The organism is Pseudomonas sp. MDV22-iso1, assembly GCF_058145095.1.
Genome location: NZ_JBYVMF010000042.1, coordinates 16,549 through 34,710 on the forward strand (window position 1 = coordinate 16,549; position 18,162 = coordinate 34,710).

15 protein-coding genes are annotated in these 18,162 nt (G+C 60.8%); 7 read left to right on the top strand and 8 right to left on the bottom strand.

What is annotated here, in order from left to right; all coding sequences use genetic code 11:
- Positions 1–250 precede the first annotated feature (250 nt).
- From AC3ZVB_RS28080 to AC3ZVB_RS28100, 5 genes are all read left to right on the top strand, one after another.
- A complete protein-coding gene (locus tag AC3ZVB_RS28080; protein ID WP_003214142.1) occupies positions 251–1,774 on the top strand; it encodes a fumarate hydratase in 1,524 nt (507 codons plus the stop codon).
- Positions 1,775–2,039: 265 nt separating this feature from the next.
- The gene (locus AC3ZVB_RS28085; RefSeq protein ID WP_490148373.1) at positions 2,040–3,815 is read left to right on the top strand and encodes a sensor histidine kinase; all 1,776 of its coding nucleotides are present in this window, start codon (positions 2,040–2,042) and stop codon (positions 3,813–3,815) included.
- Entirely contained in the window at positions 3,800–5,134 is a 1,335-nt protein-coding gene (locus tag AC3ZVB_RS28090; protein ID WP_490148374.1) for a sigma-54-dependent transcriptional regulator, read from the top strand. Before AC3ZVB_RS28085 ends, AC3ZVB_RS28090 begins: the two co-directional genes overlap by 16 nt.
- 227 nt (positions 5,135–5,361) lie before the next feature.
- Complete coding sequence (locus AC3ZVB_RS28095; RefSeq protein WP_162439645.1) at positions 5,362–6,681, top strand: MFS transporter; 1,320 nt, start codon at positions 5,362–5,364, stop codon at positions 6,679–6,681.
- Positions 6,682–6,878: 197 nt separating this feature from the next.
- Positions 6,879–7,508, top strand: coding sequence for a flavin reductase family protein (locus tag AC3ZVB_RS28100; protein WP_194692591.1), 630 nt, complete (start codon positions 6,879–6,881; stop codon positions 7,506–7,508).
- Here AC3ZVB_RS28100 and AC3ZVB_RS28105 read toward each other — a convergent pair whose 3' ends face one another.
- Both AC3ZVB_RS28105 and AC3ZVB_RS28110 read right to left on the bottom strand, forming a co-directional pair.
- Positions 7,509–7,739 (bottom strand): hypothetical protein, encoded by a 231-nt coding sequence (locus tag AC3ZVB_RS28105; protein WP_162439647.1) that lies wholly within the window; start codon positions 7,737–7,739, stop codon positions 7,509–7,511. It lies immediately after the preceding gene.
- Between the two features lie 41 nt (positions 7,740–7,780).
- Entirely contained in the window at positions 7,781–8,134 is a 354-nt protein-coding gene (locus AC3ZVB_RS28110) for a putative quinol monooxygenase (protein ID WP_490148375.1), read from the bottom strand.
- A gap of 333 nt (positions 8,135–8,467) precedes the next feature.
- On the opposite strand from AC3ZVB_RS28110, the gene AC3ZVB_RS28115 reads away from it, so the two are divergent.
- On the top strand, positions 8,468–9,397 hold the full coding sequence (locus AC3ZVB_RS28115) for an AraC family transcriptional regulator (protein ID WP_490148376.1): 930 nt from the start codon (positions 8,468–8,470) through the stop codon (positions 9,395–9,397).
- Between the two features lie 115 nt (positions 9,398–9,512).
- Here AC3ZVB_RS28115 and AC3ZVB_RS28120 read toward each other — a convergent pair whose 3' ends face one another.
- From AC3ZVB_RS28120 to AC3ZVB_RS28145, 6 genes are all read right to left on the bottom strand, one after another.
- Positions 9,513–10,568 (bottom strand): ABC transporter ATP-binding protein, encoded by a 1,056-nt coding sequence (locus tag AC3ZVB_RS28120; protein ID WP_490148377.1) that lies wholly within the window; start codon positions 10,566–10,568, stop codon positions 9,513–9,515.
- 13 nt (positions 10,569–10,581) lie between these two features.
- Positions 10,582–11,430 (bottom strand): ABC transporter permease, encoded by an 849-nt coding sequence (locus tag AC3ZVB_RS28125; RefSeq protein WP_194692595.1) that lies wholly within the window; start codon positions 11,428–11,430, stop codon positions 10,582–10,584.
- The gene (locus AC3ZVB_RS28130) at positions 11,427–12,335 is read right to left on the bottom strand and encodes an ABC transporter permease (protein WP_162439652.1); all 909 of its coding nucleotides are present in this window, start codon (positions 12,333–12,335) and stop codon (positions 11,427–11,429) included. Before AC3ZVB_RS28130 ends, AC3ZVB_RS28125 begins: the two co-directional genes overlap by 4 nt.
- 190 nt (positions 12,336–12,525) lie before the next feature.
- Positions 12,526–13,629: an extracellular solute-binding protein gene (locus AC3ZVB_RS28135; protein WP_194692597.1), complete on the bottom strand. Its 1,104-nt coding sequence runs from the start codon at positions 13,627–13,629 to the stop codon at positions 12,526–12,528.
- A 296-nt stretch (positions 13,630–13,925) separates the two neighbouring features.
- Complete coding sequence (locus AC3ZVB_RS28140; RefSeq protein WP_490148379.1) at positions 13,926–15,374, bottom strand: aldehyde dehydrogenase family protein; 1,449 nt, start codon at positions 15,372–15,374, stop codon at positions 13,926–13,928.
- Positions 15,375–15,382: 8 nt separating this feature from the next.
- Entirely contained in the window at positions 15,383–17,020 is a 1,638-nt protein-coding gene (locus AC3ZVB_RS28145) for a 5-guanidino-2-oxopentanoate decarboxylase (RefSeq protein ID WP_490148378.1), read from the bottom strand.
- 158 nt (positions 17,021–17,178) lie between these two features.
- Here AC3ZVB_RS28145 and AC3ZVB_RS28150 point away from each other — a divergent pair, with 158 nt between their 5' ends.
- Positions 17,179–18,060 carry a LysR substrate-binding domain-containing protein gene (locus AC3ZVB_RS28150; RefSeq protein WP_194692599.1) on the top strand — a complete coding sequence of 294 codons (882 nt, stop codon included), beginning with the start codon at positions 17,179–17,181 and terminating at the stop codon, positions 18,058–18,060.
- Positions 18,061–18,162: the final 102 nt, after the last annotated feature.

Consider the following 18,162-nt stretch of genomic DNA (forward strand, 5'->3'; position numbering starts at 1 on the left):
GAACGGGGCGGTGCGACGTTTCGCTAAATCCCCTCACCACAGGTTTTTCCAGCTGTTAAATGGTTGTGGATGCGACCAATGATTAACGCCCGGCGGGTGTTTACCAAACGGAGGCGCGTTATACTGCCGCGCCTTTTTAGCGTCGCGCCAGCAGCCCCGGCGTGCCTTGTAAAGGTGCTTGCAACCGACCGATACACCCAAGCTGCAAGCACCTTATTGAATGTTCCCGTCTTTTAGAGGAGCGCGACTCATGACCGTGATCAAGCAAGACGACCTGATTCAGAGCGTTGCCGACGCCCTGCAGTTCATTTCCTATTACCACCCCGTGGATTTCATTCAGGCGATGCACGAGGCTTACCTGCGCGAAGAATCGCCGGCAGCCCGTGATTCCATGGCGCAAATCCTGATCAACTCACGCATGTGCGCCACTGGCCACCGTCCAATTTGCCAGGACACCGGCATCGTGACCGTGTTTGTCCGTGTGGGCATGGACGTGCGTTGGGATGGCGCCACCATGAGCCTGGACGACATGATCAACCAAGGCGTGCGCCAGGCTTACAACCTGCCGGAAAACGTCCTGCGTGCCTCGATCCTCGCCGACCCGGCGGGCGCTCGTAAAAACACCAAGGACAACACCCCGGCCGTTATCCACTACTCCATCGTTCCGGGTAACACCGTGGAAGTGGACGTGGCGGCCAAGGGCGGCGGTTCCGAGAACAAGTCGAAAATGGCGATGCTCAACCCGTCCGACTCGATCGTCGACTGGGTATTGAAAACCGTTCCGACCATGGGCGCCGGCTGGTGCCCACCAGGCATGCTCGGCATCGGCATCGGCGGTACCGCCGAGAAAGCCGCCGTGATGGCCAAGGAAGTGTTGATGGAATCCATCGACATCCACGAGCTGAAAAAGCGTGGCCCGTCCAACCGTATCGAAGAGATGCGCCTGGAGCTGTTCGAGAAGGTCAACCAACTGGGCATCGGCGCCCAGGGCCTGGGTGGCCTGACCACCGTGCTCGACGTGAAGATCATGGATTACCCGACCCACGCCGCTTCGTTGCCGGTGTGCATGATCCCCAACTGCGCCGCCACCCGTCACGCCCACTTCGTGCTCGACGGTTCCGGCCCGGCCTCGCTGGAAGCACCGCCGTTGGACGCTTACCCGGAAATCGTCTGGGAAGCCGGCCCGTCGGCCCGTCGCGTCAATCTCGACACGCTGACCCCGGAAGATGTGCAGAGCTGGAAGCCGGGCGAAACCGTCCTGCTCAACGGCAAGATGCTCACCGGTCGCGACGCTGCGCACAAGCGCATGGTCGAGATGCTGAACAAGGGTGAAACCCTGCCGGTGGACCTCAAGGGTCGGTTCATCTACTACGTCGGCCCGGTTGATCCGGTGCGCGAAGAAGTGGTTGGCCCTGCCGGTCCGACCACCGCCACGCGGATGGACAAGTTCACCCGTCAGATCCTCGAGCAAACCGGCCTGCTGGGCATGATCGGCAAATCCGAGCGCGGCCCGACCGCCATCGAAGCGATCAAGGACCACAAAGCCGTTTACCTGATGGCTGTTGGCGGCGCGGCTTACCTGGTGGCACAAGCCATCAAGAAATCCCGCGTCGTGGCTTTCGCCGAACTGGGGATGGAAGCCATCTACGAGTTCGACGTCAAAGACATGCCAGTGACAGTTGCCGTCGACAGCAAGGGCGAGTCGGTGCACATCACCGGTCCTGCCATCTGGCAGAAAAAGATCAGTGAAAGCCTGGCGGTCGAAGTGCAGTAAGCCTTCCGACTGACCTGAAAAGGCGACAGGACTTAACGTCCTGCCGCCTTTTTTATTGCCTGCACTTTCTCCCTCATTAGGAGCTGTGTAGGAGCTGCGTAGGAGCTGCCGAGTGAAACGAGGCTGCGATCTTTTGATCTTGCTCTTAAAAAACAAGATCAAAAGATCGCAGCCTGCGGCAGCTCCTACAGGGGGGCCGCGTGGATGAGGAGGGGAGCCCATGCTATCGTGCGCCCCCTCTTCCTCCCCGTGTGTAACGCCCCGTATGATCGAGTACTCTCGCTCCTTGCGCCTGACGCTCTATACCGTTGTGATCGTCGCCGGGGCAGTCCTTGCGGCCACCTTGGCCATGCGTCACGCCGAGCGCCAGGCGCTGGTGGAAGATGCCGCTCGCGCCAATCAGCAATTGGGGCTGTACGCCACCTCATTGCATACCCTGATCGAACGCTACCGCGCCCTGCCCCTCGTGCTGGCGCTGGACCCTGAACTGCGCTCGGCGCTCAAGGGAGCCATAAACCCCGATCTTCAAGCTTCGTTGAACCGCAAACTTGAGAAAATCAACGGCGCCGCCGAATCCTCAACCCTGGAACTGCTCGACCGCACGGGCCTTGCCATCGCGGCGAGCAACTGGCGCCTGCCCAGCAGTTACGTCGGTCATAACTACGCCTTCCGCCCCTATTTCAGTCAGACCCGCACCCAGGGCACCGGGCGTTTCTACGCCGTGGGCGTGACCAGCGGGATTCCCGGATACTTCCTGTCCAGTGCGGTCATCGATGACGACGGGCAGTTTCTGGGCGCGATGGTGGTCAAACTCGAGTTTCCAGAACTGGAGCGTGAATGGCGCCAGGGCAACGACACCTTGCTGGTCAGCGATGCACGGGGAATTGTCTTCATCGCCAACCAGCCGGGCTGGCGTTATCGCCTATTGAAGCCGCTCAATGACAGCGACCTCGCCGAACTCAAGGCCACCCGCCAATACGACAAACAGCGGCTGACGCCACTGGAGGTCAAAACGCTGCGAAACTTCGACGACAACAGCAATTTGACTGAGGTCGAGGGTCCTGACGGAAAAGTGAATTACCTGTGGGAATCCCTGCCGTTGGCGGCCGAGGGCTGGACGCTGCATTTGCTGCGCCGTCCACAAACGGCCTTCGAAGACAGCCGCAATGCAGCGCTGGCCGCTGCCGGCCTGTGGCTGGCGTTGGTGTTCCTGTTGCTGTTTCTCAACCAACGCTGGCGTCTGGCAAAAATGCGCCAGCGCAGTCGCGAAGAGCTTGAGCGACTGGTCGAAGAACGCACCCGTGACCTGCGCACCGCCCAGGACGGCCTGGTGCAATCGGCCAAACTGGCGGCGCTGGGCCAGATGTCCGCTGCCCTCGCCCACGAAATCAATCAACCCCTGACCGCGCAGCGTATGCAGCTGGCGACGTTGCGCCTGCTGCTCGATCATGGTCGCGTCGATGACGCGTACAAGGCGCTCAAACCGGTGGATGACATGCTGACACGCATGGCCGCCCTTACCGGCCACCTGAAAACCTTCGCCCGCAAAAGCCCCGGCGGCTTGCGCGAATGCCTGGATCTGGCAGCCGTGGTGGACCAGTCGTTGCAACTGCTCGATACCCGCCTGCGTGACGAACAGGTCAGCACGGTGCTGCACCTGACGCGCCCGGCCTGGGTGCGCGGCGACGCAATTCGTCTGGAACAGGTGTTGATCAATCTGCTGCGTAACGCACTGGATGCCATGCAGGACAAACCGTGCAAGCGCCTGGAAATCCGCCTTGAGGCCGACGAACAACTCTGGTGCCTCAGCGTCGCTGATAACGGGGGTGGTATCGCTGAAGAAAACCTGGCCAAGGTCTTCGATCCGTTCTTCACTACCAAACCGGTAGGCGATGGCCTGGGCATCGGCCTGGCCGTCTCCTTTGCCATCGTTCACGAATCGGGCGGCCGCCTGAGCGCGGACAATTTGGGTAACGGCGCCGTGTTCACCCTCACCCTGCCGATCGACCTGGAGGCTCATGGCTCATGCTCAATTCAGTGATCGTCGTCGACGACGAAAGCAGTATCCGCAACGCGGTCGAGCAATGGCTGAGCCTGTCGGGTTTCGAGGTGCAGTTGTACAGCCGTGCGGATGAATGCCTGGCGCAACTGCCCAGGCATTTTCCCGGTGTCATCCTCAGCGACGTGCGCATGCCCGGCATGACCGGCCTGGAACTGTTGGCCGAAGTGCAGCGACGCGATGCCGACTTGCCGGTGATTCTGCTGACCGGCCACGGTGACGTGCCGATGGCAGTCGACGCCATGCGCGATGGCGCCTACGACTTCCTCGAAAAACCCTTCAGCCCCGAAACCTTGCTCGGCAGCCTGCGCCGGGCGCTGGACAAGCGCCGCCTGGTCCTGGAAAACCGTGCCCTGCATGAACAGGCGGACCACCGCGCCAAACTCGATGCGACGCTGTTGGGGGTATCCCGTGGATTGCAGACCTTGCGCCGACAGGTGCTGGAGCTGGCGGCCCTGCCGGTCAATGTGCTGATCCGTGGTGAAACCGGCAGCGGCAAGGAGTTGGTAGCACGCTGCCTGCACGATTTCGGACCTCGTGCCGACAAGCCGTTCGTGGCGCTTAATTGCGCGGCGATTCCCGAGCAGTTGTTCGAGGCAGAGTTGTTTGGTCACGAAAGCGGCGCGTTCACCGGCGCCCAGGGCAAGCGCATCGGCAAGCTCGAATACGCTGACGGCGGCACGCTGTTTCTCGATGAAATCGAAAGCATGCCCCTGGCCCAACAGGTGAAACTGCTGCGGGTATTGCAGGAGCAAAAGCTCGAGCGGCTGGGTTCGAATCAAAGCATCCGCGTGGATCTGCGGATCATTGCCGCGACCAAACCGGACTTGCTGGACGAAGCCCGGGCCGGACGTTTCCGCGAGGATCTGGCCTATCGGCTGAACGTCGCCGAGCTGCGCCTGCCACCGTTGCGCGATCGCCGTGAAGACATTCCGTTGTTGTTCGATACCTTTGCCCAGAGCGCCGCCGCGCGCCTGGGCCGCACCTTCCCCCCGTTGTCCGGCGCGCAGTTGAGCCATTTGTTGAGCCATGACTGGCCAGGTAACGTGCGCGAACTGGCCAACGTCGCCGAGCGCCAGGTGTTGGGGCTGGATGAACCTGCACCGGCGGGCAGCGAACCGGGCCAGTCGCTGGCAGCCCGACAGGAAGCGTTTGAAGCGCACTGCCTGCGCGCCGCCTTGACCCGTCACAAAGGCGATGTGAAAGCCGTCCTCGAAGAACTGCAACTGCCGCGCCGCACCTTCAATGAAAAGATGCAGCGGCATGGACTGACGCGCGAGATGTTTGTGCAAGGCAGCTAATTTTGCAGTGTCTGGGCTGGCCTCATCGTCGGGACAGCCAACGAAAACCTGCGGACCGATAGGCAATTTTCCGCTCAAACCCCTTCACACATAAGCGGATTTCCGCTCACAAAGTCCCCTGAACCCCTCTAAACCAACCTTCTCCCGGTTGGCACACCTCCTGCTATAGCCCCCGCAGGCTGCGTTTTTACGCGCTCCAAAAAAACAATTAAATGAAGGATCCTTCAATGGATAACTCCAATACCCTGCCCGCAGGGTCGGCTGCCGTGCCGGCCAAGCCTAGAACCACCTCCAGCCGCATCAAATCGATCTTCAGCGGCTCCGTAGGCAACATGGTCGAGTGGTACGACTGGTACGTCTACGCCGCCTTCTCCCTCTATTTCGCCAAGGCGTTTTTCCCTAAAGGCGATACCACTGCCCAACTGCTGAACACTGCTGCGATTTTTGCCGTGGGCTTTCTGATGCGTCCGATCGGGGGCTGGCTGATGGGCCTGTACGCCGACAAGGTCGGGCGCAAGAAGGCGCTGATGGCGTCGGTCTACCTGATGTGCTTTGGCTCGCTGGTGATCGCCCTGAGCCCTGGTTATGAAACGATCGGTATCGGCGCACCCATCCTGTTGATTTTCGCCCGTTTGCTGCAAGGCCTGTCGGTCGGTGGCGAATACGGCACCTCGGCAACGTACCTCAGCGAAATGGCAACCAAGGAACGTCGAGGTTTCTTCTCCAGCTTCCAGTACGTGACCCTGATCTCCGGCCAACTCATCGCGCTGGGCGTATTGATCGTCCTGCAGAATGTCCTGACCACCGAAGAGCTGTACGCCTGGGGCTGGCGCATTCCGTTCGCCATCGGCGCGCTGTGTGCGATCGTCGCGCTGTACCTGCGTCGTGGCATGGAAGAAACCGAGTCGTTCACCAAGAAAGAAAAGGCCAAGGAAAGCGCCATGCGCACCTTGATGCGCCATCCGAAGGAACTGATGACCGTGGTCGGCCTGACCATGGGCGGTACGCTGGCGTTCTACACCTACACCACGTACATGCAGAAGTACCTGGTGAACACGGTGGGCATGAGCATCTCCGATTCCACCACGATCTCGGCCGCCACGCTGTTCCTGTTCATGTGCCTGCAACCGCTGGTGGGCGGGCTGTCGGACAAGATCGGTCGCCGGCCCATCCTGATCGCTTTCGGTGTGCTCGGGACGCTCTTCACCGTGCCGATCCTCACCGCGCTGCATACGGTTCAAAGCTGGTGGGGTGCGTTCTTCCTGATCATGGCGGCGCTGATCATCGTCAGCGGCTACACCTCGATCAACGCGGTGGTGAAAGCCGAGCTGTTCCCGACTGAAATCCGCGCCCTGGGCGTTGGCTTGCCGTATGCACTGACCGTATCGATCTTCGGCGGCACCGCTGAATACATCGCACTGTGGTTCAAGAGCATCGGCATGGAAACCGGTTACTACTGGTACGTGACTGCGTGCATCGCGGTGTCCTTGCTGGTGTACGTCACCATGAAAGACACCCGAAAGCATTCGCGGATCACCACGGACTGAGTCTGCTGCAACACCGTTAAAATCAAAAGATCGCAGCCTTCGGCAGCTCCTGAACGGGTTTGATGTACACCCTGTAGGAGCTGCCGGAGGCTGCGATCTTTTTTTTGCATCGCCAAAATCCGCTTGCTGGAAATTAACCGATACCGTCTGCACAATGATCTTCTTTGCTCTGAACACCACTTCAGGAATACGGCACCATGCCCGACGATATTCACTTCTACGAACCCGCCAACGGTCACGGCCTGCCGCATGACCCGTTCAACGCCATCGTCGGCCCGCGCCCCATTGGCTGGATCTCTTCACAGGACGCCGACGGTCGTTTGAACCTGGCGCCTTACAGCTTTTTCAACGCCTTCAATTACATTCCGCCGATCATTGGTTTTTCCAGCGTCGGGCGCAAAGACAGCCTCAACAACATCGAACAGACCGGCGAGTTCGCCTGGAACCTGGCGACCCGTCCGCTGGCCGAGCAGATGAACCAGAGCTGCGCGATGGTCGGGCCTGAGGTCAACGAGTTCGAGCTGTCCGGCTTGACGCCCACCGCTTCGAAAATCATTCAGGTGCCGCGAGTCGCCGAGAGCCCGGTGTCGTTCGAGTGCAAGGTGACGCAGATCATTCAGCTGCAACGAGCCGACGGAAATGTGGTGCCAAGCTGGCTGATACTCGGCGAAGTGGTCGCCGTGCACATCGCCAAGTGGCTGCTCAAGGATGGGGTGTACGACACCGCCGCGGCAGAACCGATTCTGCGCGGCGGCGGTCCAGCGGATTATTTTCAGCTGGGACCTGAGGCATTGTTCAAGATGTTCCGCCCGGGGGCGGTCAAGTAGTTACCAGACGAGTTCGGCGTCGTCGCTGACATTCTTCAGCCCGGTCAGTTTCAACGCCGCGGCTTCGTCGGCGTCATGGGCGGTTTTGAAGACCTGATCTTCGAGAATCGTGTGAAAACGCGGTGCGCCTGACCCGCCGAGGGCTTTGACGGCGATGGCGGCGTGGTACCCACCTTCAGCCGGTACTACAGCGGAAACAGCTTCAAAGGTTTCAAAGGCTTTACGTGCCATGTCGCGCATCCTGGCTAGTTGAGAATGCAGCCATTAAACCCTCAACCCGCCATTTTGTGTACCCACGACCGGATCTCGCCGATCGCCTGGGCTGCCGACACCTCTTTGAAGGTATGAAAATCCAGGCTGTTGACCACCAGTTCCTGGACCAGCTCGGCAAAAACCCCCATGGCCGGGGTGTTGAAGTAGGCGGTCATGGCTTGCTGATGGGTCCAGTAACCGGACACCAGCCACAGATCAGGATCGCATTGCGAATGCTGCAGGGTAAAACTCAAGCAGCCAGGTGCGCTGCGGGACGGCTCGATCAGGGCACTGAGCCGCGCACCCAGCTCCTCTGAACGCCCGGCGCGGGCACGGACAAAAGCCATATGACTGACGGGGATCTGCGTAGACATGTTCAACCTCCCAGGTACTCGAGTGGCAGCCGTGGGACGGGCTGCGACAGGATCAAAGGTTAAGCGCGCCGGTCATAGTGCGGTTAGTCGATTCCTGCCGGCTTGTTGCACAATCCTGCGAAGCTTCATGGCGCACCTGTAACAACCTGTAAATCCGGCCACTGGATTGAAACAGACGTTCGAGCAAGTTTTCCGGTCAATAGCCTGCTAAAGCAACCGGCCTCCTTAACCCCGTGCAGAATCAGGCAAGCTTAAGGCAGGATGTGTCTACCGCCGTTGCTTGCACAAATTTAAGCTCGCCTCATTACCCACGCCCCACCGAGGATGCCGCGCATGTCGTCGCTCGATCATTTTCAAGCCCCGCTGGACGCCGAAATGGAACGCCAGCGTGCGGAACTGGCCACGATCATTCGCCGCAACACGATGGAGGACGGCACCTATGCCACCGCCGTCGGCTCGCTGTTCATGTCCCGCCACAGTCAGTCCCACGAGTTTGCCCCGGTGTTGGCACAACCGGCGCTGTGCATCATGGCCCAGGGGCGCAAAGAGGTCCGACTGGCGGACGAGTACTTCAACTACGATCCGCTGAACTACCTGGTGGTGTCGGTGCAGATGCCCTTGAGCGGACGCGTGGTGAATGTCACCTCCGAAGAGCCGATACTCGCGGTACGGCTGGACATCGACCCGGCGGAAATCACCGCGCTGATCGCCGACGCCGGTCCCCTCGGCGTGCCCACCCGCCCTACGGGTCGTGGCTTGTATGTCGAGCGGATCGACACGGCCATGCTCGATGCCGTGTTGCGGCTGGCGCGTTTGCTGGATACCCCGAAAGACATCGCGATGCTCGCACCACTGATTCGCCGGGAGATTCTCTATCGTCTGCTGCGCAGTCAGCAGGGCCATCGGCTGTATGAAATCGCCATCGCCAACAGCCAGAGCCATCGCATCAGCCAGGCGATCAAATGGCTCAACGGCAACTACGAACAACCGTTGCGCATTGATGATCTGGCCAAGGAAGTGAACCTGAGCGTGTCGACCTTGCATCACCGCTTCAAGGCAATGACGGCGATGAGCCCGTTGCAGTATCAGAAGCAGCTGCGTTTGCAGGAAGCGCGGCGGTTGATGCTCGCGGAGGGTCTGGAGGCTTCGGCGGCGGGGTATCGGGTGGGGTATGAAAGCCCTTCGCAGTTCAGCCGGGAGTACAGCCGGTTGTTTGGGGCACCGCCATTGCGGGATCTGGCGCGGTTGCGGTTGACCATTTGATCTGATTTTTTGTGCTGGTTTTGCCGGCCTCATCGCGAGCAGGCTCACTCCTACAGGGGGCCGGTGTACACCGATCTACTGTAGGCGTGAGCCTGCTCGCGATGGGGCCAGTCAGTCAGGCGCCGAGTACCCGACAAGCCTCAGCCGGCAGTGTCACTGAAACCGGATTGCCAATGCTCAACCCAAACCCCTGACACGGCGTGCTCAATGCCGTAAACGAAACCCCTGAACACTCCACAGTGGTTTCAATCGTCGCGCCGATATCCCGTACAAACGTCACCTTGCCCAGCAACCGATTCCCCGCCGTCGCTTGCGGTTGCGACAGTTGCAGATCCTCAGGCCGAATGAGCATCTTCACCTTCTCTCCCACCACTATGCTGCTGCAGATCGGCACTTGCAGCGCGTCACCGCCGGGCAAACCGACCTTGCCATTACCCAATGCCGTCGCCGGGAAGATGTTGCCGGAACCGATGAAGTCCGCCACGAACTCGTTGGCCGGATGCCGATAAATCTCGATCGGCGACCCCACTTGCTGCACGCGATGCTCACCCAGCACCACCACGATGTCCGCCATGGTCATGGCCTCACGCTGATCGTGAGTCACCATGATGGTGGTGATGTTCAGGCGCTGTTGCAGCTGACGGATTTCCACCTGCATCGACTCGCGCAACTTGGCGTCCAGTGCCGACAGCGGTTCATCCAGCAACAGAATTTTCGGCCGCGAGGCAATCGCCCGGGCAATCGCCACGCGCTGGCGTTGGCCGCCGGACAGCTTCGATACCGGACGGTCGATCATTTCCTGCAACTGAATCAACTGCAGCAACTCCACCACCCGCGCCTGCTGATCAGCCTTGCTGACGCCGCGCAGTTTCAGCGGGTAAGCGATGTTCTCCCCCACCGTCATGTGCGGGAACAGCGCCAGGGACTGGAACACCATGCCAAAATTTCGTTGATGTGCCGGGGTGTGGCCGATGTCTTCACCGTCCAGGCGAATCTCGCCACCGCTCAGGGTTTCAAGGCCGGCAATCATGCGCAGCAATGTGGTTTTACCGCAGCCCGACGGGCCGAGAAAACACACCAGTTTGCCCTCCGGCAAATGCAGGTTTACATCCTTTACCGCGCAGGCCGAGCCGTAGTGTTTCTCGACGTTTTCCAGAATCAGACCAGTCATGTTGCACCTCAAATCAAAAGGAAACGCCGCCCTCGCCCACCAGCTTCTCCAACGCCCAGATCAGGACGAAGTCGATCAGCACGATCAGCACGGCAAACGAAAATACGGTGGGGTCGAGCGATGACACGGTGCGGCTGTACATCCAGATCGGCACGGTCATGACGTCGATGGTGTAGAGGAAGTAGGTCACGGTGAATTCGTTGAACGAGACGATGAACGCCAGCAGCATGCCCGCCAGAATCCCCGATTTCATCAACGGCACCACCACATCGAAAATCGCCCGCGTCGGCGACGCACCCAGCATTTGCGCGGCCTCTTCGACTTCGGTACCGATGGAGAGCATCGCAGCCGTGCAGTTCTTCACCACGAAGGGCAGCGCCAGGATGACGTGGGCGATCACCAGTCGCGAGGTGGTCATATGGAACGGCAAGCTGTCGAACACCAGCAGCAGCGCCAGCCCCAAGACCACCATCGGAAACACCAGCGGCAGCGACATCAATTGCATCGCCACGGCCTTGCCACGGAACTCGCAACGGGTCAGCGCATAAGCTGCCGGCACCGCGATGATCGTGGCAAACACCATGGTCAGGCACGCGACCATCAGGCTGGTGGTCATGGCCTTGCCCAGGCTCAGCACGTCACTGGAATCCGGCGAGACGAAGGTATTCCAGGCGGCCTTGTACCATTGCAGGCTGTAACTGCTCGGCGGGAAGTCGAGGTTCGAGGCACCGCTGAACGACATGACAATCATGGTCAGGATCGGCAACACCGCCAGCAGCAGGATGAAGCCCGAGAGGATGCCGGCAAACTTGCCGGTGTCGCCCGGTAGCAGCGAATGACGCTTCTTGATCAGCGTGCTCATTGGGAAGCCTCCATCCTGCGCCGACGTCGGCCAGTAAAGTATTCGGACAAGGTCATGATCGCCAGCGTCGTGACGATCAACACCACCCCGGCAGCGGACGCGGCAGGCCAGTTCATCAGCGGGGCGATCTGGTCATGCACCATCACCGCCAGCATCGGCACGCGACGGCCACCCAGCAGCAAAGGCACGACAAAGCTGCTGGCGTTGTAGGCAAAGACCAACGTTGCGCCGGTGATGATCCCGGGCAAACTCATCGGCAAAACAATTTGGCGGAACACCTGCAAGCGACTGGCGCCCAGGGTAGCGGCAGCCTCTTCGTAGGTGCGGGCGACGCCGCGCATGGCGCTGGCAATCGGCAGTACGGCCAAGGGGAAGGCGGTTTGCACCAGGCCCATCAGCACACCGTTCTGGTTGTACAGCAGCATGACCGGTCGCTTGATCAGGCCCAGTCCCATCAGTGCCTGATTAAGCATCCCGCCTGGGCCGAGAATGACCAGCCAGCCGTAGCTTTGCAGCAACAGGTTGACCAGCAAGGGCAGCAGCACCGCGGCGAGAAATATCCGGCGCACGAACGGTGAGGTCAGGCGCGACATGGTGTAGGCCACGGGGATCGCCAACAGCACGGCGACGACCGCACTGATCAGCGCCAGTCGCAGGGTCAGCAGCAAGGATTTCAGGTAGTACGGTTCGAGCAATTGAGCGTAACTGGCCAGGCTGAACCCGGTCCATTCCGCCCCTTTGGTGCCCACGCTCATGCGCAGGACCAGCAGACTGGCGGCAATCAATACACCCAGGAACAGCATCGACGGCGTGAGGAAAAGCCAGGCGCGCACCGTAGGCGAAACACCCCGCTTCGCGCGCGGCTCGGCAGCACTGACCGACTGGATTAAAGGTTGGTGTTCCATAGCAAAGGTCTCGTCAATGGAAAGCAGTTGACGAACACAATCTCAAAACCACCGCACACCCTGTGGGAGCTGGCTTGCCAGCGATAGCAATCTGTCAGTCACATCATTGTCGACAGGTAGGCCGTCATCGCGGGCAAGCCCGCTCCCACAGGGTTTTGTGGTGCTTTGGAGAGCTGTGTTCGTCACTCGATCAGGAAGAAAAGATTTCCGTGTAGCGACGAATCCATTGGTCATGCACGGAGGCCAGGAAGGCGTTGTCGTGCATGATCGCCTTCTCGGCAATCTGCTCCGGCGTAAGGATGTACGGGCTCTTGCGCGCTTCGGCGGAGATGATCGCCTTGGCGTTGACCGGACCGTTGTAGATGTCCTCGGCCATCTTGCCCTGCACCAGCGGGTCCAGAGAGTGGTTGATGAAGGCGTAAGCCATGTCGATATCGCCCGGACGATTCTTCGGCATCACCGACAACATCAGGTCGGTGTAGAAACCTTCCTTCATGCCAAACGTCGCGCCCAGACCGTACGCCGGATCACGAATCTGTTTAGGGAAAAACGCCGGCGCGTACAAGCCACCCATGTCCAGGGAGCCAGTGCGGAACAGCTCGGCGATCTGGTTCGGGTTCTCGCCCAGCGTCACCACACGGTCTTTGAGTTCAGCGAGTTTCTTGAAGCCCGGTTCGATGTTGTGTTCGTCACCACCGGCCAGTTTCGCGGCGATGATGATCAGGTCCATGGCCTCGGTCCAGTTCGGCGGCGGCAGGAAAATGTTCGGCGACAGGTCCGCGTCCCACAGGGCGGCGTAGCTGTCTGGCGCTTCCTTGATCGTGCGGGTGCTGTAGACGAGGCTGTTGCACCACAACAGGTAACCAATGCCATGACCGTTGGCGCCGGTGCGGTATTTCTCCGGCACGTCGACCAGGTTGGGAATGCGGTTCAGATCAGGTTTTTCGAGCAGATTGGCGGCGGCCAGACCTTCGGCGCCGACGCCGGCCAGGGTGATGATGTCGTACTGCGGACGGTCACCGCCGGCCTTGAGTTTGGCGACCATTTCCGACGTACTGCCGGTGCGGTCAGCGATGACCTTGCAGCCGTACTTGTCTTCGAATGTCGCAGCGATGTTGCGCAGTGCAGCCAGGCCAGTGTCATCGGACCAGGTCAGCAGGCGCAGGGTCTTGCCGGCAAAGCGCGTGTCGCTGGCATTGGCCTTGACGAACGGCAGGCTCATGGCCGCCGCGGCAACCGAGGCTACGCCCACGGTCTTGATGAATTGACGTCTGTTCAGATCATGCTCGCCCATGACGGACTCCCTTTGTTTTTGTAGGTATAAGGCAGGTCGAAACTGTTGCATCCGCGCGACCGGAGCAGCATTAGCCCCCGTATTTTCGGGGGCTTGGCTGAGCCAGCGAGTTCATCCTGAAGTTGTGCAAAACACCTGACTATCGATAAAAACTCATCGAAGCCATGACGCCGACGCATGCCTCCCTGTAGGAGCGAGCTCGCTCGCGATGGACGCAAGGACGACACTGGCTGTCTGATGCCTCGCGTTATCGTTGACGTCTATCGCGAGCAAGCTCGCTCCTACAGGAAGAGCCTTCAGACGGCCCGAATCACGTGTTTGATTTCCTGGAAAGCCTGCAGGCCCCAAGGGCCCAATTCACGGCCGATGCTGCTCTGCTTGTAGCCACCCCAAGCGGTCTGCGGGAAGATCACCTGCGGCGCGTTAATCCACACGAGCCCCGCCTGCAACGCGTTAGCGACACGATCCGCGGCGTCGGCGTCGCGTGTGACCACGCTGGCCACCAGACCGAATTGACTGTCGTTGGCCAGGGCAATCGCCTCGGCTTCGGAGGCGAAACTGCGCACGCAGATCACCGGGCCGAAAATCTCTTCACACCACAACGCACTGCCCTGGGGCACGTCGGTGAAAATGGTCGGCTGTAAAAAATAGCCGCGCGGCAGGTCTGCCGGACGATTGCCGCCGCAGATCAGTGTTGCGCCCGCACTCAACCCACGGTCGATGTGGCCGAGTACGCGCTGGTATTGCGCCTGATTGACCAGTGCGCCCATTTCCACCGCCGGATCGAACGGGTCCGCCACGCGAATCGCTTCGGCACGCGCCTTCAGGCGGATCAGGAACTCATCCGCCAGTTCATCAGCGACCAGCACACGGCTGGTGGCGGAACACATCTGCCCGGCGTTGTAGAAACCGCCGCCACAGGCCACTTCCACCGCCAGTTCGATGTCGGCATCGGCCAGCACCAGCAGCGAGGATTTGCCACCCAGTTCCAGGCTCACGCCTTTGACGGTTTCTGCCGCGCGTTGCATGACCTGCACGCCGACCGCATTGCTGCCGGTGAACGAAATTTTGGCGATGCGCGGATCGACCGACAGCGGTGCGCCTACCGCCAGGCCCGTGCCGCAGACCAGGTTGAACACGCCCTTGGGCAGACCGGCTTGGGCAATGATCGCCGCCAGTTCCAGCTCCGGCAGCGGCGTCACTTCGGACGGTTTGAGCACCACGCAGCAACCGGCAGCCAGGGCCGGCGCCAGTTTCCACGCGGTGGTCACCATCGGGAAATTCCACGGCACGATCAGGCCGACCACACCGCAAGGTTCGCGGCGCACCCGAGCGCTGAATTCGTCGCTCGGCAGCTCAACGGCGCTGTCTTGCCTGGCATCCAGGCCTTCAGCGAGCCCTGCGTAATACTCGAACGTGGCGATCACATCGTCGACATCGATGGCCGCTTCGAACAGCGGCTTGCCGTTGTTGCCGGACTGCAAATGCATCAATTGTTCACGACCGGCCTGCACGCCCGCCGCGATCTTGCGCAGGACCGCGCCACGCTCGGCGCCGGTGGTTTGCGACCAGCCTTTGAACGCGTTGGCTGCCGCACTGACAGCCTGATCGACCGAGTGCGCATCGCCGCCATTAACGGTGGTCAACAAGGCTTCGGTTGCCGGATTGATCACGCGCAGGTGTTCAGGGCCGGCCGACCATTGGCCATCGATGAACAGGCCATCAAGCGTGGTCGGTAACGTCAAAGCGAAGCTCATTTCGACACCGCCTGCATCCAAGACGTCTGATCGATTTCAATCAGGGTCGGGCCCTGGCGATCACTGGCGACACGCAGTGCCGTGCGCAGTTGCTCGACACCGTTGACCGCTTCGGCCGCGCAGCCCAGCGCCTTCGCCACACCGATGAAGTCGGGGGTGTAGATGTCCACGCCCACCGGTTCGATGTCCCGGTTGACCATGTATTTCTTGATCTCTTCGTAGCCCTGGTTATTCCACAACAGGACGATCACCGGCGTGCGCGCTTCAACGGCGCTGGCCAGTTCCGGCAGGGTGAATTGCAGGCCGCCATCACCGATCAGGCACACCACCGGAGGACGCGCGCCCGCTGCGAGGCTGCCACCGAGCCAGGCGCCAATGGCAGCCGGCAAGGCGTAGCCGAGGGTGCCATAACCGGTGGACGAGTTGAACCAGCGGCGCGGACGCTCAGGGTTGAACGTCAGGTTGCCGGTGTAAACCGGTTGAGTCGAATCGCCGACGAACACGGCGTTCGGCAGTTCGTGCAGGACGGTTTCGAGGAAGCGCGTTTGCGCCAACGTCGGGGCGTCCCAGGTGGCGGCCAATTCATCACGCAGACGGGCGGCACGAACCTGCCCCCAATCGTTGCGGCGCTCAGCCAGGGATTTGTGCGACAGCGCGCTCAGCAACGCTTGGGCCGCATGCCGCGAATCGGCGACGAGGGCCACGTGCGGCGGATAGTTGCGAACGGTCTGGTCCGCATCGATATCAACGCGCAGCAGCTTGCCCGGAATCTCGAAACCACCGGCGAAGGTGACGTCGTAATCGGTCTCGGCCAGTTCGGTGCCGATGGCCAGCACCACGTCGGCCTCGGCGACCAGCGCACGGGTAGCAACCAGGCTCTGGGTCGAACCGATCAGCAACGGGTGAGCGGATTCGAGCATGCCTTTGGCATTGATGGTCAGCGCGACAGGCGCGTCCAGCAACTCGGCCAATTCAGTCAGTTCGGCGGCAGCGTCAATGGCGCCGCCACCCGCGAGGATCAGTGGACGCTTGGCGCCCGCGAGCAAGTCGGTCATGCGCGAAACGGCGGACGGCGAAGCACCGGCGCGATCAATCTGCACCGCCACGCTGCTCAGCAAATCGTCGGCGTCCTCAACCAACACATCCAGCGGAATTTCGATGTGCACCGGACGCGGGCGGCCCGCCTGGAACAGCGCGAAAGCACGGGCCAGTACGCCCGGCAATTCCGCCGCCGACATCAAGGTGTGGGAGAACGCCGCCACGCCACCGACCAGCGCACTCTGGTTCGGCAACTCGTGCAGCTTGCCGCGACCGCCACCCAACTGGCTGCGCGATTGCACACTGGAGATCACCAGCATCGGGATAGAGTCGGCGTAGGCCTGGCCCATCGCCGTTGTAATGTTGGTCATGCCGGGGCCGGTGATGATGAAGCACACGCCGGGTTTGCCACTGGTGCGTGCATAGCCGTCAGCCATGAAGCCGGCGCCCTGCTCGTGACGCGGAGTGACGTGGTTGATGCTCGAACGGGCCAGCCCGCGATACAGCTCCACAGTGTGAACACCGGGAATGCCAAACACCTGCTCGACCCCATAGTCTTCGAGTAACTTGACCAATACTTCGCCGCACGTCGCCATGTGTTTGCCCTTCTTGTTCGTTTGAGACGCCGGACCTGTGCAATGTTTATGATGCGCAGGCAGGTCCAGGGATGGCCTCATTGAACGGGCGACACCTCGCCTCAACAATGGATAAAAAGTCATACTAGCCATGTCCTCACGTCATACCTTGGATCCCAATGAAACGACTGCCTCCCCTGCCGGCGCTGCACACGTTCTGGATTACCGCGCAGTGCTGCAACTTCACCCGTGCCGCCGAACAGCTGCACATCACCCAAGGCGCGGTGAGCCGGCAGATTGCCGGGCTGGAAGATCATCTGGGTTATGAACTGTTCATTCGTCAGGCTCGCGGCCTGGAACTGACCGCTGAAGGACGGGAATGGCTGCCACGGGTGCAGCAGGTTTTCGGGTTGATCGACGAGGCCGTGGAGCAAATCGGCGCGAAGCGCGAAACCCTGCAACTGAAGGCACCGACCTGTGTCATGCGCTGGTTGCTGCCGCGGCTTTTGCAGTGGCAACGGGAGCGCCCGGACGTGCCGGTGGAGTTGACCACCACGGTCAAGCACGGCGTGGATTTTCACCGCGAACAGTTCGATGCCGCCGTGATGTACGGTGCGCCGCCGGACAGCACGCTGGCCTCGTTTCATTTGTTCGATGAGCAGCTGACGCCGGTCTGTTCCAGACCGCTGCTTGAAGGGTCAGTGCCGTTGCGCATCCCGGATGACCTGGAACAGCACCTGCTGCTGCACCCGACACGGGATGAGCGGGACTGGAAAGCCTGGCTGGCGACCGCCGACGTGCGCTTGAACAATGTGGGTAAGGGTCAGCATTTCGAAACCCTGGACCTGGCCATGTCGATGGCGTCCCAAGGGACTGGCGTGGCGATCGGAGACTGGTCGTTGATTGGCGATGACTTGAGCGCCGGAAGGTTGGTCATGCCGTTTGAGCTGAAGGTCAAAACCGGACTGGCGTATTACCTGGTGTTCCCCGAGAAGCCGGGGCCTTCGCCGAAACTGCGCGAGTTGATGGGATGGTTGGTGGAGCAGGCTCAATCGCGTTGAGCGCATGGATAATGCGTAAAAACCATACCCCCTGAAAACGCGCAAATACCTGTAATTGGATGGACTCGCCCAAGCCGAGGCGTCAATGCGCCACGGTGGCAG